The sequence below is a fragment of the Catenibacillus scindens genome, assembly GCF_014202115.1.
Taxonomy (GTDB): domain Bacteria; phylum Bacillota; class Clostridia; order Lachnospirales; family Lachnospiraceae; genus Catenibacillus; species Catenibacillus scindens.
On sequence record NZ_JACHFW010000016.1, the window covers coordinates 54,407 to 80,932 of the forward strand.

A 26,526-nucleotide genomic window follows, 5' to 3' on the forward strand; every position below is an offset into this window, starting at 1 on the left:
CCTCCTTGTAAAATGTCATCCACATAAAATGTGATCCACCCAGGCGGTCACCTCGTCCATGGACGCCGCCTGATCCTGATTTTCCTCCCCTGGACGGCGGATCATTACCACTTTCGCCCCGGCGATCCCGGCCGCCTTCAGCTTTTCTTCCACGCCTCCGGTCTTTCCGCTGTCCTTGGTCACAAGGATTTTAATGTGATACCGGCGGATTAACGCCGTGTTATCCTCCACAGAAAAGGGGGGATTGGCACAGATCACACGGGACGGGTCAATTCCCGCCGCCAGACATGCCTGGGCCGAAGAAGGGGTATCCAGTACCCGGATATAGGCCCGCTGGTTAAAATCTGCCAGGACCCGGACATAAACCGGCGCCGTGTTGGCTCCCGTTGTCAAAAGGATATTTCCCTCCATGCGGGAAAGCATATCTGCCGCCTCACCGGCGTCCGCCGCCGTTAAAATCTGAACTTTGCCGCCATCCTCCCACGCCTCTTCCCTCCGCACATAGCGAAGGCAGGGTATTTTAAGGTCCCGGCACACTTTAAGAACGGTGCGGCTGACCTGGCCGGCAAAAGGATGGCTGGCGTCCACGACAAACCTGGGGCGAAGCTTGCGAAATAACATGGCAAAGCCCTCTTCATCCCTCCGGCCGGTATAAATTTTCGTCTTTTCAATGGCAAAAGCCCCGGAAAGAGCCTGAGCGCCTGTCTCGGTAGCCACCGTGGCCGCCATAGAAAGAGACTTTCGGTTTAGCAGTTCAAGAACCTGGCGCCCCTCTGTTGTTCCGGCAATCACAACACCGTCCACAGCTTCAGATTTTACAGTTTCACTCTTCTCAGATACAGTCTTCACAATCCATCCCCCACAGTTACACTTCTGCCCCTGGGAGAGTCGAAAATGCCCGATCAATGGCCCGGACTGTCCGGTTTAGGGCTTCCTGACTGTGGGCATCGCTAAGAAACATAGCTTCAAACTGGGAGGGAGCAATATAAATATCGTCCTCCAACATGGAAGCAAAATATTTTTTAAACATGGTCAGATCCGATTTTTCTACGTCTCCGTAAGTCTCCACCGGCCCTTCTGTGAAAAATACAGACATTAAAGATCCCACCCGGTTGATACAGGCCGGAATCTTATACCGGTCAATGGCGTCTGTAAAAGCTTTCTCCAGCACACGGCCTTTTTCCTCCAGACGGTCATAAAGTCCCACATCTTCCCGAATCTTCTTTAATGTAGCCAGCCCGGCAGCCACAGCCACAGGGTTGCCTGACAATGTGCCGGCCTGATATACCGGCCCTGAGGGGGATACTGTGGACATAATATCTCCTCTTCCGCAGTAGGCGGCCATAGGCATGCCTCCACCCACAATCTTTCCAAGGGTGGCCATATCCGGCGTCACGCCGTAATATTCCTGGGCCCCTCCGGGAGCCAGACGAAAACCGGTGATCACCTCGTCAAAAATAAGCACTGTGCCATATTCTGCAGTGATCTTGCGCAAAAACTGTAAAAATCCCGGTTTTGGCGCCACAACGCCCATGTTGGCCGCCACAGGCTCTACAATAAGGGCGGCAATATTTGGGCCGTACTCTTTAAAAATCTTTTCCACACTCTCCCGGTCATTGTAATCGGCGGTGAGGGTGGCCGCGGCGAATGCTTTGGGAACGCCGGCGGATGTGGGGACATTTTCCGTCAAAAGACCGGAGCCGGCTTTAACTAAAAGGCCGTCGCTGTGTCCGTGATAGCAGCCCTCAAACTTGACGATCAGATCCCGTCCGGTAAAACCTCTGGCCGCCCGCACAGCGCTCATCACCGCCTCTGTCCCGGAATTGACCAGGCGGACCATCTCGGCGCAGGGCACCATGTCAATGATCATCTGAGCTAAAAGATTTTCCCCCTCAGTGGGGGCTCCAAAGCTTGTTCCCCGCCGGGCGGCCCCGCAGATGGCCTCCACCACCTCAGGGACAGCGTGGCCGAAAATCATCGGCCCCCAGGACCCTACATAATCAATATAGGCGTTGCCGTCCACATCGTAAATTTCACATCCCTTTGCCCGGTCAATAAACCGGGGCGTCATCCCCACAGCCCTGTATGCCCGCACCGGGCTGTTGACGCCGCCGGGCATGAGATTTCCGGCCACAGAAAACATTTCTGTGCTTTTTTCCGTATTCATCTTTTAAGCCTCCTCTATAAGCCACCGGGCAATATCCAGGGCGTAGTAGGTGATGATCATCTTTGCCCCGGCCCGCTTCATGGCCGTCATACTTTCCATGACCACGGATTTTTCATTGATCCAGCCATTTAAGGCAGCCGCCTTCATCATGGAATATTCCCCGCTGACACTGTAAGTACACAGGGGCAGGTCAAAGCGGTCGCTGATGGTCTTAACCATGTCCAGATAGGCCAGAGCCGGCTTGACCATAAGAATATCCGCCCCTTCCTCCACATCCAGGGCTGCCTCCACAATGGCTTCTTTTTTATTGCGCCAGTCCATCTGGTAGGAGCGGCGGTCGCCAAAGGCGGGGGCGCTGTCTGCGGCTTCCCGGAAAGGTCCGTAAAAAGCCGAAGCGTATTTAATGCTGTAGGCCATAATCAGGGTATTTTCAAAGCCCGCCCCATCCAGGGTGCGGCGCATATGGCCGATACGCCCGTCCATCATGTCAGAAGGAGCCACAATATCTGCACCGGCTCTGGCGCAGCTTAATGCCGCCTTTGATAAAAGCTCCAGAGTAGGGTCGTTAAGGACGCAGCCGTCTTTGACAAGGCCGCAGTGTCCGTGGCTTGTGTATTCACACAGACAGATATCTGCTATGCAGATCAGCTCCGGATATAAAGATTTTGTCAGGCGAAGGGCTCTCTGTACAATTCCCTCATCGTCGTAGGCGCCGCTTCCTACCTCGTCTTTGTGGTCAGGCACGCCGAAAAAGATCACAGACTTTACCCCTGAGACGGCGATTTCTTTTAAATGCTCCTGAAAAGTGTCTAAAGAATAATGAAAAATTCCCGGCATGGAAGGGATTTCCTCTTTAATATGCTCCCCCTCCACAACAAATACCGGATAAATCAGATCCGACACATGAAGATCCGTCTCATGTACAAGATCACGTATAGCCTTTGTGGCCCGCAGCCGTCTTGGCCTGCGCAAAATTTCCATAGTATCATCTCCGTTTACAAACTGTTACTTTTACTTTTGCAAATCTTTAAGAATGGCCCGGATCATCCCCTGCGTATCATAAGTCTGGGCCGTCAGATCCACAGCAAGACCTTCCTCTATAGCCTGACGGCAGGTGACGGGGCCGATGCACACTACTCTGGCAGGGCAATCATTAACCCTTTTCGCCCCCGCCATCTGGCACAGAGCCCTGGCCGCCGAGGCGCTGCACAGTGTAATGTAATCCGTCTCATCCAGCAGCCGGTTCAGTTCTCCTGCCTTGCGCCAGTCCGGACAGATCTCGTATAATGCCGCAGCCTTATAGGAAATCCCCGCCGCCTCAAGGGCATCTTCCAAAACTTTGGACGCCTGGCGGGCCCGCAAAAGGAGTACCCGATCGCCGGGACACAGCAATGGCACCCAGTCTTTGGACATGGCCTCGCTTGTAAAGACCTGGGGTACATAATCACACACAATTCCATACTCCAGCAAAGCTCTGGCCGTCCCCTGCCCAATAGCGGCAAATTTAAGGCCGGCCAGGCGGCGGACATCCACCTGCCGCTCCTTCATCCCTTCAAAGAAAGTTTCAACACCATTGCGGCTTGTAAATACAGCCCATGTCCACCTTTCCAGGGTCTCATAGACTGAGTCAATCTCCACGCCCTCTGACGGGACGGTGCGTATCAGGGAAAATGGTATAGGCTGGGCCCCTTCATTCTCAAAAGCCTTCGCCATAAGGCGGGTCATAGATCTTGATCCTGTCAGCAAAACATTCTTTCCCCACATCGGCCCCTTTCCATACCAGGACAGGGTCTTTTCAAGGTCCGCCACCGGCCCCACAACAGTAATGGCCGGCGTCTTTATCCCCTGTTTTTGCGCTTCCTCCCAGATGGAGGCCAGAGGCGCCAGCGCCACTTTCTGACGGGAGGTTGTTCCGGACTGAATCACTGCCGCCGGGGTGGCCGGGTCTTTTCCGCCCTCAACAAGCCGCCGGGCAATGTCCTCAAGATTTTTAAGACCCATTAAAAAAACAAGGGTTCCCTCTTCTTTTGCCAGAATATTATAATCCAGAGAAAGGCGGCATTTCGTCTCATCTTCATGGCCAGTGATCACATGAAAAGCGGAGGCCAGCCCCCGGTGGGTCACCGGAATCCCCGCATAGGCCGGTACCGCGTAAGCCGAGGAAATGCCGGGGATCACCTCAAATTCAATGCCGGCCTCACAGAGGGCCTCACCCTCCTCAGATCCCCGCCCGAAAACAAAGACGTCGCCCCCTTTCAGACGGGCCACTGTCTTGCCTTCCCTGGCATAGCGCACCAGCAGACAGCTGATTTCATCCTGCTTTAAATAGTGACTGCCCGCCACTTTCCCGGCATAGACGAGGCGGGCGTCATCTCTAGCCTCATTGAGAAATCCCGGAGATGCCAGATGATCGTACACAATAACATCCGCCTCCCCAAGACGGGCCAGTCCTTTAACACTCATCAGCCCCTCATCCCCCGGTCCGGCGCCGATGAGAAAAACCCGTCCGGGAGAGGGGATATCTTTGCGGACCAGACGGCGGGCCATATCCTGTCCCAATTCCTTTGCCTGATCCACAGGGGCGCTGCCCCAGATTTTTTCCATATTCTGTCCGTTGGCAGCATACATGGCATCCATAAAAATCTGCCCCTGCCACACTTTTGTGAAGGCCGCCGCCGGGGCGTTGCATCCGCCGCCGATGGCCTGCAAAAAACCGCGCTCCGCCTCAAGGGAAAGGGCGCTCTCGGTATCATTAACGGCGGAGAGGATCTCTAAAATTTCTTCATCGCCGCAGCGGCACTCCACCGCCAAAAGGCCCTGCCCAGCCGCAGGCAGCATGTCCCGGATATCTATAGGAATAAATGAGAAGGGGCTGTAGTCAAAATCATCGGCAATACCGGCCCCATCCACTTTGGCCTGATTGTCCAAAAGCCGGCGGATACCGGCCTGGGCCAGGATAATGCCGTCATAGGCCCCGGATTTAAGTTTCATAAGCCGTGTCTGGACATTGCCCCGGATGGGAGCGGGCCTTATTCCCGGATTTAGCTTTGACAGGGCTAAAGACCGCCGAAGGCTCCCTGTCCCTGCCACAAATCCTTCCGGCAGGGAAGGGATATCCCCCTGAGAAAGATGGGGAAAACGGTCCCGGCACACTGCCAGCACATCCCCAAAACACTCCCGCTTTCCCACGGCGCCGATCATAAGCCCGTGGGGAAGGTGTGTGGGCATATCTTTGGCGCTGTGGACGGCAATATCAATGGAGCCGTCTAAAAGTTGCTCATCCAACTCTTTAGTGAACACGCCCTTGCCTCCGAAGCTGTCCAGGGTTCGGTTTAAATGCTCATCCCCTTTTGTGGAAATAGGGACAATGTCCACGGAAATTTCCGGAAACTTTTTCCTGATCTTATCTATAATGATCTGTGTCTGCACAAGAGCCAGAAGGCTTTTGCGTGTTCCTGCCTTAATGATCTTCATTTTGCTCTTCCTCTTCAATGAAATTATAAAATACCGTCATGGGGATATGTCCCTGATGTTCCAGCCCGTAATCGGTCAGCCGCTCCATGATCCGTCTCCGGCATTCCCCCGAAGCCACCATAGGGCGCAGCAATACGCGAAGCTTTCCCAGTTCTTCCCCCAAAGGCCCGTACCACTCCGGAAGAAAGCTTTCAATTTCCCGGCGGATATGGGCGGACAGGGAGGGCGCCGGCGGATCCACACAAATCCCCACAGCCACAGGGCCGGACATGACCACTGAGGGAAAGATAAAGGTGGACAGTTTTTCGGAGGTGGCACAATTGACAGGAATACGCCGACTCTGGCACAAGCGGGCAATCCTCTCATTAAAATTTTGGTCACTGGCGGCGCATACCACCAAAAAAGCTTTTGAGAGACATTCCTCCAGCGCGTCCGCCCCTTCAAAAAAGACTTTCCCCTCCGCCGCCATCTCTGTGAGGGGCGGCGCATATTCTCTGGAACAGACATGGACTTCCCCTCCGGCCAGAAGGAGAGTGCGGATCTTTCTCAGAGCCACACAGCCTCCGCCAAGGACCAGGCAGTACCTGCCCCGGATATTAACAAACATGGGAAATAATGCCATGGGCCATGCTCCTTTCTCAGGACTGTTCCAATTTATAGCCTCTCGGAGTGATCATTCTCCCATCCTGAACATAGGTGGAAGAATTTCCGATAATGACCAGTGAAAACATATCTATGTCAGCCTCTTTAAGCTGTCCCACCGATGTGATGGTATAACTTTCTCCCGGACGCCCCGCATTGCGGACAATACCCGCAGGGACATCCTCCCCATGAATCTTCCCGATAATATCCGCCGTCATGGCCACATACTCAGTGCGTTTCCGGCTTTTAGGGTTGTAGAGGCAAATAACAAAATCGCTCAGGGCGGCGTACTCCACCCGCTTCATGATCTTTTCCAGAGGCGTCATCAAATCGCTTAAACTGATCACTGCGAAATCATGCATCAAAGGCGCACCTAAAATTGCGGCGGCAGCGCTGGCCGCCGTCACTCCGGGGACGATCTCCACATCCACATGGTAATCCTGTGCCATCTGTAGGATCACTCCGGCCATGCCGTAAACGCCGCTGTCGCCGCTGCTGACCATGGCCACAGTTTTCCCCTTGTCGGCTTCTTCAAGGGCCATGCGGCACCGGTCCAGTTCCTTAGTCATTGGGGTACTGAAAAAATTTTTATTTTTAAAGTAGGGTTCCAGCATTTCAATATAAGTGGTGTAGCCCATCACCACGTCTGCCGCCTCAATGGCGGACACCGCCCGGTGGGTCATATCTTCATACCCTCCGGGTCCAAAACCTACCACATATAATTTTGCCATAATATTCTCCTATATGAAAACCTGTCTCAAAGAGAGACAGAGGGTGCTTTCATTGTGATACTGCCGCCTAACGGCGGCATATTAGCTGCTGTGACACTGGGATTTCAGGCATTCCATAAAGACTTCAAGCTGATCCGGCGAAGCGCTCTCCCGCACCCGGTAAAAAAAGTGGCTGAGGGCCTTTTCCATGCCTTTTTGATCCCCTTCTTTTAAAATTTCGCCCTTGGTGTATTCCATTATTTTTAACGACTGCTGAAAGATCATCCACTTTTTAAAAGCCGTCTCATACTCTTCAAGAATCTGTCGGGCGCTATCGGCCTCTTTCAGGCGGACGGCATTGTTTGTCCGGGCTGTTTTACCAAAATCATCAATATTACTGCACATCACCCCCGGCAGGGAGCCGATACGGCTCTCGATATCCAGTGGAACCGCCAGATCCATAAAGGCTCTGGGCTTGACATGTTCTTTATCCTGGCCGAACACCAGGCACTTTTCCACAGAATCATAAGTCAGAGTATAGTGAGGGCTTGACGTGGCGCTAATAACCACATCCATATCTGCCAGATATTCATAGCGCTTTTCGTAGGGGATATAAGTATAATAAACCGTATCCCTGCCGTGATTAAAGACACCCTGGGAATTTTCCAGATTTCCGTCCCTTGTAGTCACAAAAACTCTGGCTTTATAATCCGACAGCAGATTCTTTTTGACAATGGAGCCGATCTTTCCGCTGGCACCGATAATCATAATATTTTTATCGTCCAGAGTACCGAGATAACTTTGGGCGGCCCGGATACAGATAATGGCTGTAGATATAGGCGTTTTAGAGAGGGCGGTGTCCGTTTTTACTTTTTTCGCCGCAGTAACGCTGTATCTGAAAAACGTATTCATGTAAGTTCCGCAAGTTTTAATCTTTGCGGCGAACTGATGGGCCTCTTTTACCTGTCCTAAAATCTGGTCCTCCCCGATGACCATGGAATCCAGCCCGCTGGCCACTAAAAACAAATGGTGGATGGCCTTATCCCCACTGTAAAAGCGGAAAATATGTCCGACATCCGCCATATTTTCAAGACCTGCGCTCCTTAAAAGAACCCCCTGGGTATATTCAAATATCTCCCGCTCCTTTTCTTTATTTTCGCTCCACAAATACACTTCCGTACGGTTGCATGTACTAATAATAACACATTCGCTGATAAAAACCCAACTGTAAAGCTCCTCAAGGATGGACGCCTGCTGCTGGGGCGTAAACGCGAACTTTTCCCTCACATTAAGAGGAGCTGTCTTATGGCTGATACTGATCAATTGTATACTCACGATGTTTCATGCCTTTCTGTGACGCCGCTGGGCCAGGGCAAAGGTTATGCCCGGATACCTGGTCTTTTGGCAGACCAGACGGCTCTCAAATACATCTTTATCTTTTTTTATAAGATCTTTGCCGGCGGCCCCTGACAGGGCGCATCCTTCGCTGACTGAAGCGACGCCTGTGACCGACCGTACAAATTCGCTGACACCTACCTTTCCCTGGCTCTCCAGGGCGTTGATCGGCTCACTGTCTATAAAAATCTTCCTGATAGAAAATGTCTGACACAGTTTTGTAATGGCCGGCTCCTCCTTTTTTAAGGGAATGGTGGCAACAGCCGCCACCTGCCCGACAGTCACACCATTTTTATTGAGGAAATCTAAAAATGCCTTTTCCATTTCTTCCGGATCCACATTCTTTTTACATCCCACGCCCACAAACAGGTCGCAGGGCCTTAAAAAGACCGTCCGCTCCCGATCAAGCTCCAGCCCTTCCTCATCCCAGGTCTGACCGATAAACACACCGGGGGTATGGTCTTTTTCCTCTGTATCCCAGTCAAGGTCTTTTATATGAAGATGTACATTTTCTGGAAAATCCCACTCCTGCCTCCAGGGACACCATACATGAACGGGCTCTTTTGCGATCATCGCCCCGCTGACATATTTCATAGCTTCAAGATTTTCGATCTCCATATGGTTTTCCCTGGCAAACAGGTCAAAAGCCAGCGTCTGTTCCACATCGGTCCCTGTAGTGATCACCGGCTGTCCCCCGGTGATCCCGGCCATATTCCGTGCCAGATCGTTGGCGCCGCCCAGATGTCCGGACAAAAGACTGACAGCAAAATTTCCCCGGCTATCCATGACAACTACAGCCGGATCCTGATCTTTGGATGTGATCAGCGGGGCGATGGTCCTGACAACGATCCCGGCAGCCATGACAAAAATAAAACCGTCCAGAGCCGGCCACAGTTCCCTCACTTTGTTGGAAAAGGACAGCCCCTGATCCTTTAAGGATTGGCGGGTCACTACCTCCCCCGGAAGAACTTGGGCAAGCTGATAACAAAGAGCGTCGCCCCCCGGCGTCAGGGAAAAATAGGCCAGCTTCATTTTTCTCCCACCGCCCTGTCTTTTTCCTGCTCATCCGGGCCTATGCCCCGTCGAAATTCTGTGGAAAAGGTCTTATCATATAATTTGGACAACTGATAGGAATCTCCAAGGAACTCCCCCACAAGGATCAGAGCGGTCTTTGTAATCCCTGCCTGCTCCACCTTTTGGGCAATATCTTTAAGGGTTCCCCGGACAATCTTTTCGTCAGGCCAGGTGGCTTTGTAGACCACAGCTACAGGGGTATTCACTGGGTAGTGAGCGGCAAGAGTTTCGCAAAGTGTCCGGATCATACTCACGCTTAGAAAAATGATCATAGTGGACTGATGGGCGGCGAGCCTTGCGATCTGCTCTTTATCCGGCACCGGAGTGCGTCCTTCCATGCGGGTCAGGATCACTGTCTGGCTGACTCCAGGAAGCGTATATTCTTTTTTCAGGCTTGCCGCCGCTCCTAAAAACGAACTGACACCGGGAATGACCTCATAGGCGATCCCCTCCTGATCCAGGGCGTCCATCTGCTCCCGTATGGCCCCGAAAACCGAAGGATCCCCGGTGTGGACCCTTGCAACCTCAAGCCCTTCCTTCCAACTTTTTATCATAATATCCAGGACTTCCTCCAGATGCATATAGGCGCTGTTGTACACCTTGGCCTGAGGTTTTCGCCCTTCAAGGACCTGAGCGTTGACTAAAGATCCGGCATAAATGATCACATCCGCCCGGTCAATAATCTTTTTCCCTTTAATTGTTAAAAGCTCCGGGTCTCCGGGACCGGCACCGATAAAATAAATCATAACTCCCGACTTCCTTTCTTCACAATAAGAGTAGTAAAATAGCCGTATTCCCGACTTCCATCCACAGGCCCGATATACATATCTTCCATACCGGCGTTGCAAATGACCGTGGCATTTTTCAAAAGTCCTTTTTCTTCAAGGATCTTTTCAATGTTCTCCATCTGCCTCCCGGCTTTCATAAGCACCACATTATCAAAATCATCAAGAATTTTCTCAATCTCAGAAGACTCCCCCAGGGAGGACAGCACCGCCAGCTTTTCATCCCCCTCCGCCAAAGACAGTCCGGCCAGAGCGGCACCGCTGCAAAAAGAGGGAATTCCCGGAATGATCCGGATGGGATATCCCATCTGGCGGATCTTGTCTAAAACATAGGTACATGTGCTGTAGACGGACACGTCCCCTAAAGTGATCAGCATTACATCTTCCCCCTGATCCAGCCAGGCGCTGATTTTTCGCGCCGCCATTTTGTGGCTCTCCTCAAGGACAGACTTTTGGCGGGCCATAGGAAATTCCAGCTCCACAATGGTTTTTCCCGCCACATCCACCGTCTCCCGGATAATATTTAAAGCCCTGCTGCTCTCGCCATATTTTTTCACGGGGACGGCGATCACTTTTGCTCCGGTAAGCAGCCGGTAAGCTCTGATCGTCAGCAATTGTCCGTCCCCCGGACCAACGCCGATACCGTACAAAATACCTGACATAATTTCTCCCTTCTGCAATATTTTATGTAAAAGTTCAGCCATCAAAAATCCCTAGTTTTGGCGTGATTCCGCTGCACAGAGTCACCGGATAGCCACTCTCCATCACATGGTAACTGCCAAGTGCCTTACTCCTGGAAACTAAAACCTGAACCACATCCACCGATTGAAAATTCAGCGTCTCAAAGGAGTCCAAGGTCATGGTCAGCGTCTCTAAAGTGACGCAGGAGACAAGGACACGTATATCCGGTCCGATGGCGCGGATATGTTCAAGGATTTCCTTTAAGGTTCTCCCCGAACCGCCGATAAAAACATGGGTGGGCGCAGGCAATGATGACATACAGTCCAATGCCTCCCCATGGCAGATTTCAACATTGTTTAAACCAAATTTATTTTTATTTTCTAAAATCAGATCACAACCCTGGAAACTTCGCTCCACACAATAAACCTGTCCCCCGCCCACGGCTTTCAAAAGTCTGGCACACTCCGCGCCAACGGAGCCGGTACCCGCTCCGATATCCCAGACAATACTTCCGGGGCGAAGTTCCAGCTTTCCCGCGACGATCCAGCGAAGCTCCTCTTTGGTCATAGGTACCTTTCCCCGGATAAAAGAACTGTCTTTAAGGAGGGCTGTAGCTTTTGCCCCTTCCCCGGCCCTTTTATCCTCTCCTTTTTCCGGAAAAACTGCCGCCACACTTAAAGGCCCAAAAGTCTGGCGGGATATTTCCAGGGCAGTCCCATGAACAATAGTCTCGCTGTCATAGCTCAGATCTGTCCCGGCAGCCATGGCAAGATCGCCGCGGCCCCGGTCGCAAAGCCGGCCGGCCAGCCAGTCCGGCCCATGTTCCCCGTCACAGAGCATATACACGTCCCGCCCCCCATCCAGGACATCCAAGATCTCATCCATAGACAGCGCTCTCCCGTGGGCGCTGAAAAAAGCCCCTTTTTCTGTATTTTTTTTACATTTAGCCGCAAAATAATCCAGAGATCCAAGTCCCGGAATGATCTGGATCTGCTCCTTAGAAAAATGGGAGAGGAGGATTTTAGTCAGGCTGTAAAAAAGAGGATTTCCAGAAACCACAACCCCAACTGTTCCTGTTTCCAGCCGCCGCTCAATAGCCTCTACCACCCCGGATATGGTTCCGAAGGGCTCCCTCCGGCTGTGATGGACAAGATGAAGATAACGCCTGTCGGCAAAGATAAAATCCGCCTCCTCGATGGCCTGGGCGGCCTGGGGCAGCACATATTTTTCATTTCCCGGACCTCCTCCGATGATCCAAAGCTGATTCATAAAATATCCTCCACATTCTGACTTTTTCCAAGAATCTGTCCCGATCCATCCAGAAGAACCACAGCCACGGGAATCTGATTCTGAAGGCGCATCATACATTTTTTCGCCCCGGTCCGGGCGATATCCTGCCATATATGGCTGTATCCCGCCTCTTTGATTACGTCCATAGCCCCCTGGACGGTAAGACTGTCGTAAATTTTTTTAATGAGCGCTGTGGGAGCCCCAGTCAAAGCGGCAAATGTACACAAAGTCTCTCTCCGCCCGTCAGCCACATGGCTGTGAGTATTCATAATATCCGCCGCCAGCTTGACCAGTTTTCCCGCAAAACCGGCCACGACAATTCCCTCCACGCCAAGATTCAAAGCTTCATCCAACATAAAACCGATATAGTTGCTCACGAGGACGCAGCACAGATCCCGGCCCCAGAGAGCCTTTGCCGCCTTTTCGCCCCCAGCTCCGGGCACAAAGACAAGGCGCCGGTTCCCCTGACTGACTTTCACCTTCATCTCCAGGGCGAGAGAATCTTTCATAGCCTCCTCGCTCATAGGGCGGACAATGCCGGTGGTTCCAAGGACAGACAGACCGCCCTCTACCCCCACCCGGCTGTTAAAGGTCTTTTTTGCCAGTTCTTCCCCTCCGGGAATACTTACGGTGACACAGGCGTCCCGGCCATTAAGGTAGGGCCTTATGGCGCCGGCAATCATCTGCCGCGGCACCGGGTTAATGGCCGGCTCCCCCGGCGGAAGTTTAAGCCCCGGCAAAGTCACAGTACCCACTCCCTCCCCTGCCTTAAAAGAAATACTGGACTCATGATCTTGCTCCAGCACCTCTGTGCCCGGTGTTATCTCAACTTTAGCCGCCACCACGCACCCGTCTGTCACATCCGGGTCATCGCCGCTATCCTTGACAACACCGCACCATCCATCTTTCAGTAGATCAATTTTTAGTTCCAGTTCCCTGCCTGAGGGCGTAGTGATCTTCACCGCTTTGGGACAGCTTCCCTTTGTCTGCCAGAGTACGCTGGCGAGAGCAGCTCCTGCGGCGCAGCTCCCTGTAGTAATACCTTCCCTGAGTTTTTTCTCCATAACCAACCTGCCGTTTCCAAAATGAATCCCTTTTTAACTGACGCTATTATATCTTATATTTTATTGTTACACAAGCTTCCGTCCTACAATCCCAATAAAATTTGCAAAAGTTCTGGTATATTGACCGATTTTGTATTATTATAATTTAGAGAGTTCTGCCGCCGGAAGCGGCGTGAAAGATTAGGAGGATTATATATGACAGGAACTTTATCCAACGGGATCATCAGCCTGATCCTGTTCGGCGTATCTTACAGCCTAATCGTACCCCTGCTGTTATGCGCTATTTTCAAAAAACGTTTTAAAGCACACATTAAACCTTTTCTGGTCGGTCTGATCACCTACGGGGCCCTTTCTTTCTGTGTCGTAAATATTATCAACGGCCTGCTCCTGCGCTTTGTGGATTCCACAGGTTTTTCTGTGCCGATGGTCTTTATCTACTCCCTGTTTACCCAGATTATTGGCGTACTTATCGGACAGGCGGGCAAGTATTATACGCTCCGTGTCCTGAAAAATGATCCCAATCCGGACAAATATGCTCTCAGGGGCGATGCCCTTGAATTTGGTGCCGGATATGCCGGCCTTGAGCTTTTTATGACTGTAGGTATTACTATGGCGTCCTATTTTTCCTATGCCGCTATCTTAAACAACGGTCAGGCTCAGCAGTTTATTGACAGTATGACCGGCATTGACCGCCAGAATGTGGAAGCGATCTTTACCTCACTTTTATCCAGTTCCTTCAGTGATTTCCTGTGTGTTATCCTCCAGGGCCTTGGTATGTTTATTTTCCAGATCGGCGCGTCACTCCTTGTTTTCCGCTCAGTTTTCGGGACAAAAGAAAGCGACAAGGTTTACCTGCGTCTGGCCATTATTTTCCATGTGATCATGATCGTTCCCGGCTGTATTGTCAGCGCCGGGCTCATTACAACACCATGGTTTGAGACAATCATCATGGTTATTTTCGGCGCCGCCGTTCTTTATTACGGTTTTGACAAGATCAAAGAGTATGAAAAGAACCGGGTGGACGATATGATTAAAGCAAGCAAAAGTAAAAAGAAAAATAAGAAGGGGAGGTAATGTTTATGAGACACCTAATCAGTCCTATGGATTTCTCTGTAGAGGAAACCAACCATCTTCTGCAGCTTGCGGAAGATATAGAAAAAGACCCGGCAAAGTACAGCCACGTATGCGCCGGAAAAAAGCTGGCGACGCTTTTTTATGAGCCAAGCACCCGCACCCGTTTAAGTTTTGAGGCAGCCATGCTCAATCTCGGTGGCAGCGTCCTTGGCTTCTCCAGCGCCGATTCCAGTTCCGCCGCCAAAGGCGAGAGCGTGGCTGATACCATCCGTGTGATTTCTTCCTACGCAGATATTGCAGCTATGCGTCATCCAAAAGAGGGCGCACCCTATGTGGCCTCTCTCCATTCCGGGATTCCGGTAATTAATGCCGGAGACGGCGGCCACCAGCACCCCACTCAGACACTCACTGACCTTTTGACCATCCATTCCCTCAAAGGCCGTCTCCATGACCTTACCATCGGCCTCTGTGGTGATTTAAAGTTCGGTCGCACTGTCCACTCCCTCATAAACGCTCTGGTGCGCTACCCCAACATCCGTTTTGTCATGATCTCACCAGAGGAACTGCGCATCCCCACATACATCCGCAAAGAAGTGCTGGACGATCACAACATTGTCTATAAGGAAGTGGAAGTTCTTGAGGATGTTATGCCTGAGCTGGACATTTTGTATATGACCCGGGTACAGCGGGAGAGATTCTTCAATGAAGAGGATTATATCCGCCTGAAAGACCGGTATATCCTGGACACGGCGAAGATGAAATATGCCCGGCCGGATATGCTTGTTCTCCATCCTCTGCCCCGTGTCAATGAGATTTCTGTGGAAGTGGACAAAGATCCCAGAGCCGCCTATTTCAAGCAGGCACAGCTTGGTGTCTATGCCCGTATGGCTCTCATTATGATTTTACTGGAGGTGGAACCATGTTAAGCATCAGCGGAATCGACGAAGGATATGTCATCGACCATATTCAGGCCGGGAGAAGTATGGATATTTACAAATATCTGAAACTGGAAAAACTGGACTGCCAGGTTGCTATTATAAAAAACGCAACCAGCAATAAGATGGGAAAAAAAGATATTATTAAGATCCAGGGGCCTATGGAGCTGGATCTTGACATTCTCGGCTTTATTGACAACCACATTACGGTCAATGTAATCCACGGCGGAAAGATCGTTGAAAAGAAAAATCTTACCCTGCCGGAGACTGTGACCAATGTGATCCGGTGCAAAAATCCAAGGTGTATCACATCTATTGAACAGGAAATCCCTCATATTTTCAAGCTGACGGACGCCGCGACGCGGACATACCGGTGCATTTACTGCGAAGAAAAATTTAAGTAAAAAGTAAAAATCAAATACTCCCCCAGGCTGCGGGATATGAAAGTAACAGTTTAGCCATCAGGGATGGGCGGGATGATTTATGCTTGCATAAGGATCAGCCCGCCCCATTCCTGATGAGCCCGGCGCCGGATCATGAGCAAAGGAGCGGCGTAAGCCGCGGGTCAGCGCGCAAGCGCGCCTTTGCGAATGGCGCGGGCTGAACTGTTACATATGAAATACCTGCCGCTTTTGAGGGAGTATCTTTTTATTTAAAAGAAGACTGGCTTCGCCGTACCGTCACTGCTCCATAGTTTCAACAGTGCTTCGGATATAAAGTTCTACATCTTTATAGGGCATATCCAGAGCGGCCGCAAGCTCTCCATAGAGAAGCTCCTTGGCCCGCTTCATATAGCGCTCATCCACCTGAGCCGGCTTCTTGCCGTTGGCAAGTGCCTGTTTGCTGCGCATATATACGGTGCGGATCAGTTGGACAAGATCCTCGCATCTATGGGTGCTGATGGACGCCTGATACTGCTCAGAAAGCAGCCGTTGATTCTGACATTCCAAAGGTCTTGCCTTAATCTTCGGAATCTTCTCGATTAACGCTCTCGCTTCATCCGGCGATATGACCATACGCATATAGACCTTGGTATCCACAGGAGTATATATGGTTCCTTTCTGGTCATATACCGGCTCCAAAGTATAGTACATCCGATCTTCTGAAGCCTCCGAAATCCCTTTGAGAGGGCCAATGGCTTTGACGCGGCATACTCCGGTATTTCCATAAACAATCAGATCATTTTCATGAAACATCTTTTCAACCTCCAACGGATTATAAAACGATTCTTCAGGTGACATAGAATGTAGTGATTTTCATACAGCGACATCCCCCGATCTCAATACGGGGATAGAACTCCGGTATAGAAATGACTGCGCCCCAAAAGCTACGGCGTAAAGACTGCCGTTACCTGGGGCATAAGAAATACTTATAGATATATTTTAACACAAAAAATTTTTATTTGTAAGAGAAAAATGAAAATTTTGCAAGAAATATAAGAGTTTAGCCGCCATCCCTGATGGATGAACTGTTACAAAAAAGCTCCGGGGACCAGCGCAGCCGCGCCTCGCCCCGGAGTGTGAAAAGCTTTATTCTACTGAAATCTCTCTGTTGTGACTGTCTGGAAGGGCCTGCTCCTCCTGCTTAGCGAGTTTTTCCCTCTGACATGTCTCCAGTATATCCATAAATTCCTGACCGGTGATGGTCTCTCGCTCCAGGAGATAGGTTGCCGCCCGGTCAAGCTCCATCTGATTGTTTTTAAGGATTTCTATCGCCTGACTGTAAGCATTCTCAATAGTCTGACGAACGATCTCGTCAGCCCGGCTCATCGTTTCATCGGAACATGTCTTTACGGGACGGCCGTCCATATACTGGCTTCCCGGAAGTTCCAGGCCCATCATGCCAAACTCTGAGGACATGCCGTACATGGTCACCATTTTCCGGGCCAGGTCAGTGGCCTTTTCAATATCGTTGGAGGCACCTGTAGTGATCGTGCCAAACTTGACTTCCTCTGCCGCGCGGCCACCGACTAAAGTGACGATCTCCTGAAGGATCTCCGGCTTCTTCATAAGGAAGCGCTCCTCCTCCGGCATCTGCATCGTATAGCCTAAGGCTCCGGAAGTACGGGGGATAATGGTAATCTTCTGGATCGGCTGAGTGTTGGTCTGCCGGGCAGCCACAAGGGCATGCCCCACCTCGTGGTAAGCCACGATCTGGCGCTCCTCCTTGCTCATAATATGGTTCTTGCGCTGCTGTCCCGCAATGATCACTTCCACAGACTCAAAAAGATCTTCCTGGGAAATATTGCGCCGTCCAAAACGCACAGCCCTCAGCGCCGCCTCGTTGACAATATTTGCCAGATCCGCACCGGACGCTCCGGAAGTGGCCAGAGCAATCTCGTCCAGATTAACCGTATCATCCAGGCGCACATTTTTTGTGTGTACTTTAAGGATATCCACACGTCCCTGCTTATCCGGCTGGGTCACATTGATGGTCCGGTCAAAACGACCAGGACGGCGCAGTGCCTTGTCCAGGACTTCCGGCCGGTTAGTGGCGCCAAGAACGACAATGGCCTTGCTCTCGTCAAATCCATCCATCTGTGTCAGGAGCTGGTTTAACGTCTGCTCCCGCTCATCGTTGCCGCCAAGCTGGTTGTCGCGGCTCTTGCCAATGGCGTCGATCTCGTCAATAAACACAATACATGGAGCTTTATCCGACGCCTGCTTAAACAGATCCCGGACACGGGAAGCTCCCATTCCTACAAACATCTCCACAAAGTCTGAACCGGAGATGGAGAAAAAGGGGACTCCGGCCTCACCGGCAACAGCTTTCGCCAGAAGGGTCTTACCTGTTCCCGGAGGTCCTACAAGGAGAGCGCCCTTTGGAAGTTTCGCGCCGATCTCCATATATTTCTGAGGATTATGGAGATAGTCGACAATCTCCATAAGGGACTCCTTGGCCTCATCCTGGCCGGCCACATCTTTAAAAGTGACGCCTGTGCCGTTCTGCATATAGATCTTGGCATTGCTTTTATTAATTCCCCCAAGTCCGCCGCCCATCTTGCCCATAAGCTTCCGGCTCATAAAGGACATGAGCCACCACACGATGAGCAAAGGCAATACCCAGGAGACCAGCATAGAAATAATGGGTGATACTTCCTCAGGTATGGCAATGCTTGTATCCACGTCATAGTCTTCCAGTGTCTGGATCAGATCGGGATCCTGGCCGTTATAGCCCACAATATAATATATCACACCTCTCGGCGTATCATCACTGTCATCGGGTAAGGCTACAAGCCGGCCCTCACTGTCCTGAATATTTACACCGGCAATGGCGCCGTCCCTGACTTTGTCCATAAATTCTGTATAACTGATCTCCATGCTGGAGCCGGAACTGAGCATCCGGGTAGCCAGACTGTTCAGGAGCATTGTAAGAACCAGCCCGATCACAATAAAGATGATAATACGGTCAAACCTTGGTGTATTTGGTGTGGAATCCGGCCCACTATTGCCGGAACCCATGCCGCCGGAAGGACCCTGGTATCCACCGGAATTTTTCATATTAAGATTATTCTGATCATGATCTTTATCCATAAACATTCCTCCTGTCGTGAGTGTTTATCAGCACTCATCCGTATAGAGTGCTAATTTATATTTATCATAACACACCTACAAAGATTTGCAATAGTCCCGGCAAAGATTTAATACTTTTTTTATTTTTCTCCGGGAATTCATCCCTTAATCAGCAGCGCTTTCAACTCATCAACGGTAAAGTGATAGTGTTTATTACAGAAATGGCAGTTAACCTCAATAGGTTCCCCATCGCTGATCATATCCTGTATTTCCTTTTCGCCCAGACTTAAAATAACTTTTTCTACTTTTTCCTTTGAGCAGTCGCAGTAGAACCGTGTAGGTACAGTGTCCAGTATTTCCCAGTCCATTCCGGCGCACAGCTTTTCAAGCATCGACTCCGGTGTCTCCCCGTTTTCAAGCATGGTAGTCACTGAAGGAATATCTTTCAGATTTTCCTCAAGTTTTTCGATGACGCTCTCCTGGGTATAAGGCATAAGCTGGATAATAAATCCGCCGGCCTGCTTCACTGTATTATTTTTTTCCATGAGAACCCCCAGGGCGACGCTGGAATTAACCTGCTCACTGGCGGCAAAATAATAGGTTAAGTCCTCGGCAATCTCCCCGGATACCAGGTCGATCTGGCCTGTGTAAGGTTCTTTAAGGCCCATATCTTTAATGACTCTCAAAATTCCCGGAGCCACGGCGCCGCCTACATCCAGCTTGCCATAGGCATTTGGCGGGAGCATTACCTGAGGTTCTGCCACATAGCCCTTCACATTCGCCCGGCCGTCGGCAGTTACAGTGATTCCTTTAATAGGGCCGCCGCTGATAATCTGAAGGGTCAGCTTGTCATCCTCCCCTTTCATCATACTCCCCATCATGGCGGCGCCGGTCATCAGGCGTCCAAGAGCTGCTGTGGCCACAGGACTTGTATTGTGGGCCGCTCTGGCCGTCTCCACCATCTCTTTAGTTGTCGCCGCGAAAATACGCACCTGGTGCCCTGCGGCAGTCGCTCTTACAATATAATCTGTCATACTTGATCTCCTTTTACTTTCCTTTTTCTCTGGCAATAATATACATCCGCTCACTGTCTTCACGAACCGGTTCACTGGAAAACGCGTCGTAGGCTGCAACAAACTCCATGCCGCTCTCCGCCAAAAGGTCACTTACTTCCTTCAGGTCATAGGCCCGCTGAAAATGGTTTTCCTCATAGCGCTCAAAAAGTTCTCCGCCACCGGGGCCTTCCCCTTCCTGGAGCCGGATAAAAATACTCAGTTGGTATTCATTGATCTTTTCTTCCTCATCATAAAAATTGTCCCAAATAAAGCTACAGTCCTCCCTGTTTTCCGCGATGGTCCGGCTCCCCATAATATCCCTGTACTTATAAGGAGTATTCATGTCAAAAATAAAAATACCGCCGGGATCCAGATAATTATTAACCAGTTTAAAAACCTGCTTTAAATCCTCCGGTTCTGTGATGTAGTTCATACTGTCACAGATACTCACCACCGCCCGGACCGTCCCGTAAAGTTCAAAAGAGCGCATATCCTGGAGAAGATATAAAATTTCCTCTGCCTCCCCAGCCCCTTTATTTCTGGCAGTCATAAGCATCTCAGCGGAATTGTCCACAGCAATCATATCGTAGCCGTCCCCTGCAAGCCTGCGGGTCATATTCCCTGTGCCGCAGCCAAGCTCTAACACAAGTCCCCCATCCACACCGTATTCTTTTAATAATGAAACAAGGTATTTTTCCCACTCATCATATGGAATATTATCCATAAATGTATCATAAACCTCGGCAAAACTGGTATATGCATCCATGTCAGAAATTCTCCTTTTCGGTGTTTTTCGCGCCACAAAGTCATAAATTTTCATGCAAGCATGAAAATTATGACCTTTTGTCGCTAATCTCATTCATATTTATTCTATCATCCCCTCAACCAAAGGGCAAGCAAAGGTTTTGTCTATGGTATTTTGAGAAAAAATCTGCTACAATATGTACGAGACAAGCGACAAAAGGTCATGCTCATTTGTCGGGCAACTCATATGTATGGCATTATACAGAAAACAGATAGGAGACGAATATTATGACAAAAGAAACAACAGGTACCGGGACAAAAACGCTGATACCGACAAAAAAGCTGGTGCTTTCCGCTCTTTTTATCGCCTTTGGCGTAGCTACGTCCACCCTTCTCGTATTTCCCATAGGCGCCTCAAAGTGCGCTCCGGTCCAGCATTTTATCAACGTGTGCGGCGCTGTCATCCTGGGACCGGGATACGCAGTGATCAACGCCTTTTTAATTTCACTGATCCGTTTTATCCTTGGCACAGGAAGCCTCCTTGCCTTCCCCGGCAGTATGATTGGTGCCGCCCTGGCCGGAATCCTCTATATGCTATTTAAAAAAGATATCGCCGCCTTTGTGGGCGAAGTTTTCGGCACAAGCGTTCTCGGCGGGATTTGCGCCTATTTTGTGGCCAAACTCTTTTTAAGCAGCGATTCCGCCGCAGTTTTCGGCTATGTTCTGCCCTTCTTTGTCAGCACCATTGTAGGCAGCATTATCGCCTACCTGGTCATCAAACAGCTTAGACTGATGAAAGTATTAAAAGGAGTAATGAGTGATGATCCCCGATAAGCCCCTGATTTTACCGGAAATTACAGAATATGAGGAAAAAATCAGAGTGTACCGGGCGGCAATTTTTAAGGAAAAGCCGGTAATCCACCATATTACCAATTTTGTCACCATCTACCAGTGTGCCAGGATCACCGCGTTCCTTGGCGCGGCGCCTATTATGGCTTTTGCCCCGGAGGAAACCACCCAGATCACCGCAAAGGCCGATGCCCTGGTAGTCAATACCGGAACGTTAAACAATACAGTGATGGCCTCTATCCCAAAGTCACTTGAGTACGCCGGCAGCCATCACATCCCGGTGGTTCTTGACCCGGTGGGTGCCAGCCTCTCATCCTACCGCTCTGATTTTATCCGCTTCCTTCTTAACACCTTTCATTTTGACGTGATCCGGTGCAACGGAGCGGAACTTCTCAATCTCCACGGCCAAGCCGCTTTAAGCAGAGGTATCGACGGTGCGTCTTCTTCCGTGGAAATTCCAAAGGTAGCCAGAGACCTGGCACAAAAATATGACTGTGTCATGGCCTGCACAGGTGCCCGTGACTATATCTGTTCTAAAGACGAGAGTATTGTCCTTGACCGGGGTTCTGAGCTGCTCCCCACTCTTGTGGGCACCGGCTGTATGGTCAATTCTCTCATCGGGGCTTATCTTGCAGTGGCAAAAAGTCCTATGGCCGCGGCTGCCTGCGGTATCCTCACCATGTGCCTGGCCTCAGAGCGAGCCGCCCAAAGCCTTGAAAAACTTACGCAGGGGGAAAAAGAGTCGAAAAGCCCAATTTCTCCCGGCCAAAAGCGGCGGTGCCTGGGCTCTTTTGAGACAGCCCTCATGGATGCGGTCAGTGAAATATATACATCCTGAGACAAGTCTAATTCCCCGCTTAAAACAACAAAGCTCCACCAGGCGGCATCACCTTTGATAGAGCTTTAGTATTTGCTCCAGGCGTATTGCACAAAAAAAGGCGACCAGCCTTCAAGATAAAGAGGGATAAGGAACAATTCAACGGCTGACAGACAGGTTGTAGTAACTGAAAGCGGGTATATCGTGAAATGCGGTATATCCGCTTTGTTACGCGATAGAACGCTGTTTTTGAGGGATTGAATATAAAACCCTTATCTCTCCATTTTCGCGCCCGCAAAGCCGCATAAATCAAGGCTTTTTTAACCCCTAAATGACCACAAGACACCCATGATAGATAGAGGGTGCAAGCGGTCTTTCCGTTTGCGCCCTCTTGTCTGCCTGTGAGCAAAGACGGGAAAAGCCGTCAATGGCGCGAAGCGTTTTCATCTTGACCCTTGACGGCTTTTCTTGGCTTTGCTATTTCCCCACAAGGTCAAGAAAAGTTTGTCGACATAGCGGCATTTATATTTATCCTAGAAAAAATAAAAGAGCCGATAACCGCATTTTGATCTGCGTGTTATCGGCTCTGCGTCTGTGCGTCTGGCTCTTTGATAACTGTGGTATTCAGATGTTTTACATTGATTAAAGTCTCTTGTCTACACTTAGGACAGAACAGCGGAAAATATTTTAGTTCTGTGTCCCCACGAATTTTCAGCCTTGTCTTATTTCCGCAAACAGGGCAGCGCAACCATTCTGAAATCACATTTTCTATATCAGCTATCCTTCCTGTCGTAATACTGATTTTTAGGGAGTGTCTTTGTGAGAATAAAAAAATAAGTAATAGTAATTGCAAACAGTACCAACTGGAAGATGGAGCAGCTATCCCAGCGGCTCAGCAAAGAGGACTATGCTCTGGTGGAGGAACTCCGGGCGCAGAACGCTATCGCCCAGTGCGAGGAAAGTGAGAACCGGTGGCGTGGGCTTTCTGTGTATATGGTTATTCTGCCAGATCATCCGAAGTTTCCGCAACCAGTCTGTCAAAGTCGCTCTGATAGGTCCGATCCTGCAATACCCGGAACTTTTCAAACTCTTTCTCAGCAAAGGCTTTGGCAATGGCGGCAGTCACCTTGCCTTTATCATGCAGAATATCTTCCTCGTTGAACTGTAAAAATGCGTCAAGCCGCTTGACCCAATCGGCCATATACATGACATTTCCCCGGCGGGCCTGCCGTTCCGCATAGTCCAGGTACATGGTGACAATCTCGTTCAGGTTACGCATTTCCGTTTCGTTCAGATAGTTTTTAGCGACGGTGACATCCGATTTGCGGATGCGGCCTTTGGGGGCGTTTTTCCATGTGGTCAACCCCATGTTGGGCTTGGTTCTGTCGGCACGGCCATATACGATCTCGGCGGCGGTATGATGGGTGACCGCATAGTGGAGCTTGTTTTGCACCGTGGCGAAAAACTCCTTTGTGATGGGGCTTTCCACATCGTAGTCGGCGCTGCACTGGGAATAGATGTCCGTGATTTTCTGGTAGAACCTTCTCTCGCTGGCCCGGATGTCCCGGATACGCTCCAGCTGTTCCTCAAAATAATCCTTGCCGAAAAAGTTCTCCGGCTCCCGCAGCCGTGCGTCATCCATCACATAACCTTTGATGATGAACTCTTTCAACACCCGGTTCGCCCAAATGCGGAACATGGTCGCCTTTTTGGAGTTTACACGATACCCCACAGCGATAATGGCGTCCAGATTATAATAGTTGGTCTGATACCGTTTTCCGTCCGCCGCAGTTGTTTCCATTTTGGAAACAACTGAATCCTCGTTCAGTTCGCCGGATTCAAAAATGTTTTTCAGATGCTTGGAAATGGCTGCTTTCTGCACCTCGAACAGCTCTGCCATTTTTGCCTGTGTCAGCCAGAGGTTTTCCTGAAAGAGCAGGCACAGTTGGACCAATTTCACGAGGATACCGACCGTGCCAGCCACTTTCTGGCGCTGGCACAGAAATATACGGATTTCACCGAGCTGACCGCCCCCATGATCCATGAATTTGTGGAGAAGATTCTGGTCCATGCCCCGGACAGAAGTACCGGGGAACGGGTGCAGGAAATCGAGATTTACCTGAACTTTATCGGGAAATTTGAAGTGCCCATGCCCGAACCCACCGAGGAAGAACTGGCTGCGGAGGAAAAGCGTCGCCGGAAGCGCATCCGTGACCATGAAAAATATCTGCGCCAGAAGGAGCGCAAACAGAAGATTGCCGAGGGGCTCATCGTTCCGGGTGAACCGTACCAGCTGGTATGCCAGTGCTGCGGAGAGCCGTTCCAGTCTGTCCGCCCCAACGCTAAATTCTGCAAACCCGCCTGCCGGGAGAAGTTCTACCGGCAGGAAAAGCGGAAAGCCAAAGAAACGGAAACATCACAAACTGCATAAAGACTGCGGCCTGCCCCAACGAACCGGGCAGGCCGCTTTTTTTATGCCCTGAAACGGAGGGATTTTCATGACACTCTTTGAACTGGTAAAACAGAATATTTGTGTGCCGGATGCGGCGGAACACTATGGGCTGCAAGTCAACCGAAACGGGATGTGCAGCTGTCCGTTCCATGAGGACCGACACCCCAGCGTGAAGCTGAATGAACGATATTTTTACTGCTTCGGCTGCGGGGCCACCGGCGATGTGATCGACCTTGTGGCAAGGCTGTTTGACCTGAGCAGTTATGAGGCAGCGCAGAAACTGGCACAGGATTTCGGGATTGACCCTGACAAGCCCCCGGCGGCAATCGCCTTACCAAAACCGGAGCGTCCTCTGCTGAAAGCATACCGGCAGGAGGAAGTGCACTGCCTGCGGGTGCTGTGCGATTATCTGCATCTTCTGGAAGGTTGGAAACAGAACTATGCCCCATCCCATCCAGATGAAACTGGGGTCCCCAACGGAACCCAGCAAAGCGGTTCCGTTGGGGAGAGGACGAGCAGCGGAATGAGCGAGCTCTCGCCGCAAGGCGGGAGCGAGGGATATGCAGCTTGTGAGGACGAGGATGACCGGTTTGTGGAAGCCTGCCAGATGCTGGACTATGTGGAGTATCTGGCGGATTTGCTCATTGCCGCCGAACTGGAACATCGGGTGAAAATCGTGGAAATGCTGAACAAGGATGGCCTGATTGCCGGTTTGGAGGAACGGCTGGACAGGCTGAAAAAGGAGGACAACGCCCATGAAAAACAAAACGCAGCTTGATGGGATGCCCGTCTGGTTCGATGGCAAAAGCATCAACGAAGCCCTGTTTTGTGAGGAGTTCTTGCAGACGCACAAGATCATCTTCACAAACGGGGCTTTTTTCACGCCCGAAGGCCGTGTGACCGATGAACTGCCCCTGCGGGGAGAAATTTTTGAGGAGCTGAAAAAGCTGGCGATGGCAGTCAAGAACACCATCCCCGCGCTCGCCGAGGCCATGGAAAATCTGCGAAAAAATCTGCTGCTGTTCTGCTATCAGCTGGGGTATCTCCGCAAGGGCAAGGAACGCCTGAACGCTTCGCTGAATACGCTGCGCCCTGCCCTCACGCAGTACAATCAGCTGGCAAAGGACATACGGGATAAGACGAAAGAGCGCCGCAGTCTGCTTTCCGAGAAAAAGGCGCTCTCTGCTGTCCATGTGTTCCGGCACCGGGAGCTGGCGGCTAAGATAGCGACACTGACAGAGGATTTGGAGGAACTGCGTTCGGAAAAGAATCTGCTTCTGGCATCGCTGGCATATTCCGGGGAAGATGCTGCCGATAAATTTCCCAAGGACATTGCAGCCATGGAGCAAAGCCTGAAGCAGTTGGAAGAACAGGAACAGAAGTATTCTGCCGAGCTGGACGCTGCCCTGAATGAGTATGCCGTGCTTCGGGAGCAGACTAAGGGCTTCGACCCGGTGCATCTCTATGAAGCGAGGCAGGCCATCCGCCCCGGCAAGGAGCAGGAAGCGGAGAACCGGGCACAGCAAGTTTACGGCGAGAAGTACAGCCCGCTTCTGATGTTTGACAGCAAAAAGGCGGTTTCCCGTATGCTGCATGAAGATATGGAGCGGCAGGCAGTACGGAGAATGGTGTGGCAGGCACAGAAGGAGCAGCAGACTTTTCAAAAGAAAAAGAGCAAAGAGAGGGAACGGTAAATCGTATACCGTTCCCTCTCTATAATATAATGGCAGCTCTTAAGTGGCTCTCTACGCATTCCCGAGCTGTTTTCAACGATAGTCCTTGCGGATTAATTCTCATTTTGTTTTT

The 26,526-nt window shown here is 50.8% G+C and carries 26 protein-coding genes; 8 read left to right on the forward strand and 18 right to left on the reverse strand.

Translation table 11 applies throughout. The features are described from left to right. Positions 1–15: 15 nt before the first annotated feature. From cobK to cbiD, 12 genes are all read right to left on the reverse strand, one after another. Positions 16–849 carry a precorrin-6A reductase gene (cobK, locus tag HNP82_RS15250; protein ID WP_183776128.1) on the reverse strand — a complete coding sequence of 278 codons (834 nt, stop codon included), beginning with the start codon at positions 847–849 and terminating at the stop codon, positions 16–18. Positions 850–865: 16 nt separating this feature from the next. Next, positions 866–2,167 carry a glutamate-1-semialdehyde 2,1-aminomutase gene (hemL, locus tag HNP82_RS15255; RefSeq protein ID WP_183776130.1) on the reverse strand — a complete coding sequence of 434 codons (1,302 nt, stop codon included), beginning with the start codon at positions 2,165–2,167 and terminating at the stop codon, positions 866–868. 3 nt (positions 2,168–2,170) lie between these two features. Then, a complete protein-coding gene (hemB, locus tag HNP82_RS15260; RefSeq protein ID WP_183776132.1) occupies positions 2,171–3,148 on the reverse strand; it encodes a porphobilinogen synthase in 978 nt (325 codons plus the stop codon). A 30-nt stretch (positions 3,149–3,178) separates the two neighbouring features. After that, a complete protein-coding gene (cobA, locus tag HNP82_RS15265) occupies positions 3,179–5,641 on the reverse strand; it encodes a uroporphyrinogen-III C-methyltransferase (RefSeq protein WP_183776134.1) in 2,463 nt (820 codons plus the stop codon). Continuing rightward, the gene (locus HNP82_RS15270) at positions 5,628–6,263 is read right to left on the reverse strand and encodes a precorrin-2 dehydrogenase/sirohydrochlorin ferrochelatase family protein (protein WP_183776136.1); all 636 of its coding nucleotides are present in this window, start codon (positions 6,261–6,263) and stop codon (positions 5,628–5,630) included. The genes cobA and HNP82_RS15270 overlap by 14 nt, the downstream gene beginning before the upstream one ends. A gap of 16 nt (positions 6,264–6,279) precedes the next feature. Continuing rightward, complete coding sequence (gene cobJ, locus HNP82_RS15275; protein ID WP_183776138.1) at positions 6,280–7,014, reverse strand: precorrin-3B C(17)-methyltransferase; 735 nt, start codon at positions 7,012–7,014, stop codon at positions 6,280–6,282. Between the two features lie 81 nt (positions 7,015–7,095). Then, on the reverse strand, positions 7,096–8,328 hold the full coding sequence (gene hemA / locus HNP82_RS15280) for a glutamyl-tRNA reductase (RefSeq protein ID WP_183776140.1): 1,233 nt from the start codon (positions 8,326–8,328) through the stop codon (positions 7,096–7,098). 6 nt (positions 8,329–8,334) lie between these two features. Further along, positions 8,335–9,420 (reverse strand): cobalt-precorrin 5A hydrolase, encoded by a 1,086-nt coding sequence (locus HNP82_RS15285; protein ID WP_183776141.1) that lies wholly within the window; start codon positions 9,418–9,420, stop codon positions 8,335–8,337. Beyond that, positions 9,417–10,208 carry a precorrin-4 C(11)-methyltransferase gene (cobM, locus tag HNP82_RS15290; RefSeq protein WP_183776142.1) on the reverse strand — a complete coding sequence of 264 codons (792 nt, stop codon included), beginning with the start codon at positions 10,206–10,208 and terminating at the stop codon, positions 9,417–9,419. Before cobM ends, HNP82_RS15285 begins: the two co-directional genes overlap by 4 nt. Beyond that, positions 10,205–10,909: a precorrin-2 C(20)-methyltransferase gene (gene cobI, locus HNP82_RS15295; RefSeq protein WP_183776143.1), complete on the reverse strand. Its 705-nt coding sequence runs from the start codon at positions 10,907–10,909 to the stop codon at positions 10,205–10,207. Before cobI ends, cobM begins: the two co-directional genes overlap by 4 nt. Before the next feature lie 34 nt (positions 10,910–10,943). Beyond that, positions 10,944–12,197: a precorrin-6y C5,15-methyltransferase (decarboxylating) subunit CbiE gene (cbiE, locus tag HNP82_RS15300; protein WP_183776144.1), complete on the reverse strand. Its 1,254-nt coding sequence runs from the start codon at positions 12,195–12,197 to the stop codon at positions 10,944–10,946. Then, on the reverse strand, positions 12,194–13,282 hold the full coding sequence (gene cbiD, locus HNP82_RS15305; RefSeq protein WP_183776145.1) for a cobalt-precorrin-5B (C(1))-methyltransferase CbiD: 1,089 nt from the start codon (positions 13,280–13,282) through the stop codon (positions 12,194–12,196). Before cbiD ends, cbiE begins: the two co-directional genes overlap by 4 nt. A gap of 195 nt (positions 13,283–13,477) precedes the next feature. Between cbiD and HNP82_RS15310 the strand changes: the two genes are divergently transcribed. From HNP82_RS15310 to HNP82_RS15320, 3 genes are read left to right on the forward strand one after another with little or no spacing between them, the layout of a single operon-like run. Further along, the gene (locus tag HNP82_RS15310; RefSeq protein WP_183776146.1) at positions 13,478–14,356 is read left to right on the forward strand and encodes a YhfC family glutamic-type intramembrane protease; all 879 of its coding nucleotides are present in this window, start codon (positions 13,478–13,480) and stop codon (positions 14,354–14,356) included. Between the two features lie 5 nt (positions 14,357–14,361). Then, entirely contained in the window at positions 14,362–15,282 is a 921-nt protein-coding gene (gene pyrB / locus HNP82_RS15315) for an aspartate carbamoyltransferase (RefSeq protein ID WP_183776148.1), read from the forward strand. Then, positions 15,276–15,695, forward strand: a complete 420-nt coding sequence (locus HNP82_RS15320) for an aspartate carbamoyltransferase regulatory subunit (RefSeq protein WP_183776150.1) — start codon at positions 15,276–15,278, stop codon at positions 15,693–15,695. The genes pyrB and HNP82_RS15320 overlap by 7 nt, the downstream gene beginning before the upstream one ends. A 276-nt stretch (positions 15,696–15,971) precedes the next feature. On the opposite strand, the gene HNP82_RS15325 is transcribed toward HNP82_RS15320, so the two are convergent. The 4 genes from HNP82_RS15325 to HNP82_RS15340 all read right to left on the reverse strand — a co-directional run bounded on the left by HNP82_RS15325 (position 15,972) and on the right by HNP82_RS15340 (position 20,624). Then, complete coding sequence (locus HNP82_RS15325; RefSeq protein ID WP_183776151.1) at positions 15,972–16,487, reverse strand: CarD family transcriptional regulator; 516 nt, start codon at positions 16,485–16,487, stop codon at positions 15,972–15,974. Between the two features lie 333 nt (positions 16,488–16,820). Beyond that, positions 16,821–18,824, reverse strand: a complete 2,004-nt coding sequence (gene ftsH, locus HNP82_RS15330) for an ATP-dependent zinc metalloprotease FtsH (RefSeq protein WP_183776153.1) — start codon at positions 18,822–18,824, stop codon at positions 16,821–16,823. 137 nt (positions 18,825–18,961) lie between these two features. Next, positions 18,962–19,837: an Hsp33 family molecular chaperone HslO gene (hslO, locus tag HNP82_RS15335; RefSeq protein WP_183776155.1), complete on the reverse strand. Its 876-nt coding sequence runs from the start codon at positions 19,835–19,837 to the stop codon at positions 18,962–18,964. Between the two features lie 13 nt (positions 19,838–19,850). Continuing rightward, positions 19,851–20,624: a class I SAM-dependent DNA methyltransferase gene (locus HNP82_RS15340; RefSeq protein WP_183776157.1), complete on the reverse strand. Its 774-nt coding sequence runs from the start codon at positions 20,622–20,624 to the stop codon at positions 19,851–19,853. Between the two features lie 266 nt (positions 20,625–20,890). On the opposite strand from HNP82_RS15340, the gene thiW reads away from it, so the two are divergent. Both thiW and thiM read left to right on the forward strand, forming a co-directional pair. Further along, positions 20,891–21,436 (forward strand): energy coupling factor transporter S component ThiW, encoded by a 546-nt coding sequence (gene thiW, locus HNP82_RS15345; RefSeq protein WP_207720645.1) that lies wholly within the window; start codon positions 20,891–20,893, stop codon positions 21,434–21,436. After that, positions 21,423–22,289: a hydroxyethylthiazole kinase gene (thiM, locus tag HNP82_RS15350; protein WP_183776159.1), complete on the forward strand. Its 867-nt coding sequence runs from the start codon at positions 21,423–21,425 to the stop codon at positions 22,287–22,289. The genes thiW and thiM overlap by 14 nt, the downstream gene beginning before the upstream one ends. A 556-nt stretch (positions 22,290–22,845) precedes the next feature. Here thiM and HNP82_RS15355 read toward each other — a convergent pair. Further along, positions 22,846–23,031: a cysteine-rich KTR domain-containing protein gene (locus tag HNP82_RS15355; protein WP_183776171.1), complete on the reverse strand. Its 186-nt coding sequence runs from the start codon at positions 23,029–23,031 to the stop codon at positions 22,846–22,848. 234 nt (positions 23,032–23,265) lie between these two features. Further along, on the reverse strand, positions 23,266–24,234 hold the full coding sequence (locus tag HNP82_RS15360) for a virulence RhuM family protein (protein ID WP_408609665.1): 969 nt from the start codon (positions 24,232–24,234) through the stop codon (positions 23,266–23,268). Here HNP82_RS15360 and HNP82_RS15365 point away from each other — a divergent pair. The 3 genes from HNP82_RS15365 to HNP82_RS18500 all read left to right on the forward strand — a co-directional run bounded on the left by HNP82_RS15365 (position 24,214) and on the right by HNP82_RS18500 (position 26,414). Next, positions 24,214–24,699, forward strand: coding sequence for a DUF4368 domain-containing protein (locus HNP82_RS15365; protein WP_243164799.1), 486 nt, complete (start codon positions 24,214–24,216; stop codon positions 24,697–24,699). The two genes, HNP82_RS15360 and HNP82_RS15365, sit on opposite strands and share 21 nt — an antisense overlap. Before the next feature lie 67 nt (positions 24,700–24,766). Continuing rightward, a complete protein-coding gene (locus HNP82_RS18140; protein ID WP_243164800.1) occupies positions 24,767–25,498 on the forward strand; it encodes a CHC2 zinc finger domain-containing protein in 732 nt (243 codons plus the stop codon). Continuing rightward, positions 25,476–26,414, forward strand: a complete 939-nt coding sequence (locus tag HNP82_RS18500; protein WP_330599656.1) for a hypothetical protein — start codon at positions 25,476–25,478, stop codon at positions 26,412–26,414. The genes HNP82_RS18140 and HNP82_RS18500 overlap by 23 nt, the downstream gene beginning before the upstream one ends. Positions 26,415–26,526: the final 112 nt, after the last annotated feature.

Coding starts and splice junctions, on each gene's coding strand:
- hslO (WP_183776155.1), bottom strand. CDS start 19,837: ATGACAGATTATATTGTAAGAGCGACTGCCGCAGGGCACCAGGTGCGT.
- cobM (WP_183776142.1), bottom strand. CDS start 10,208: ATGATTTATTTTATCGGTGCCGGTCCCGGAGACCCGGAGCTTTTAACA.
- HNP82_RS18500 (WP_330599656.1), top strand. CDS start 25,476: ATGAAAAACAAAACGCAGCTTGATGGGATGCCCGTCTGGTTCGATGGC.
- HNP82_RS15270 (WP_183776136.1), bottom strand. CDS start 6,263: ATGGCATTATTTCCCATGTTTGTTAATATCCGGGGCAGGTACTGCCTG.
- thiW (WP_207720645.1), top strand. CDS start 20,891: ATGACAAAAGAAACAACAGGTACCGGGACAAAAACGCTGATACCGACA.
- pyrB (WP_183776148.1), top strand. CDS start 14,362: ATGAGACACCTAATCAGTCCTATGGATTTCTCTGTAGAGGAAACCAAC.
- thiM (WP_183776159.1), top strand. CDS start 21,423: ATGATCCCCGATAAGCCCCTGATTTTACCGGAAATTACAGAATATGAG.
- HNP82_RS18140 (WP_243164800.1), top strand. CDS start 24,767: ATGACACTCTTTGAACTGGTAAAACAGAATATTTGTGTGCCGGATGCG.
- hemB (WP_183776132.1), bottom strand. CDS start 3,148: ATGGAAATTTTGCGCAGGCCAAGACGGCTGCGGGCCACAAAGGCTATA.
- cobA (WP_183776134.1), bottom strand. CDS start 5,641: ATGAAGATCATTAAGGCAGGAACACGCAAAAGCCTTCTGGCTCTTGTG.
- cobJ (WP_183776138.1), bottom strand. CDS start 7,014: ATGGCAAAATTATATGTGGTAGGTTTTGGACCCGGAGGGTATGAAGAT.
- cobI (WP_183776143.1), bottom strand. CDS start 10,909: ATGTCAGGTATTTTGTACGGTATCGGCGTTGGTCCGGGGGACGGACAA.
- HNP82_RS15325 (WP_183776151.1), bottom strand. CDS start 16,487: ATGTTTCATGAAAATGATCTGATTGTTTATGGAAATACCGGAGTATGC.
- cbiD (WP_183776145.1), bottom strand. CDS start 13,282: ATGGAGAAAAAACTCAGGGAAGGTATTACTACAGGGAGCTGCGCCGCA.
- HNP82_RS15285 (WP_183776141.1), bottom strand. CDS start 9,420: ATGAAGCTGGCCTATTTTTCCCTGACGCCGGGGGGCGACGCTCTTTGT.
- HNP82_RS15340 (WP_183776157.1), bottom strand. CDS start 20,624: ATGGATGCATATACCAGTTTTGCCGAGGTTTATGATACATTTATGGAT.
- hemL (WP_183776130.1), bottom strand. CDS start 2,167: ATGAATACGGAAAAAAGCACAGAAATGTTTTCTGTGGCCGGAAATCTC.
- HNP82_RS15310 (WP_183776146.1), top strand. CDS start 13,478: ATGACAGGAACTTTATCCAACGGGATCATCAGCCTGATCCTGTTCGGC.
- cbiE (WP_183776144.1), bottom strand. CDS start 12,197: ATGAATCAGCTTTGGATCATCGGAGGAGGTCCGGGAAATGAAAAATAT.
- ftsH (WP_183776153.1), bottom strand. CDS start 18,824: ATGGATAAAGATCATGATCAGAATAATCTTAATATGAAAAATTCCGGT.
- HNP82_RS15320 (WP_183776150.1), top strand. CDS start 15,276: ATGTTAAGCATCAGCGGAATCGACGAAGGATATGTCATCGACCATATT.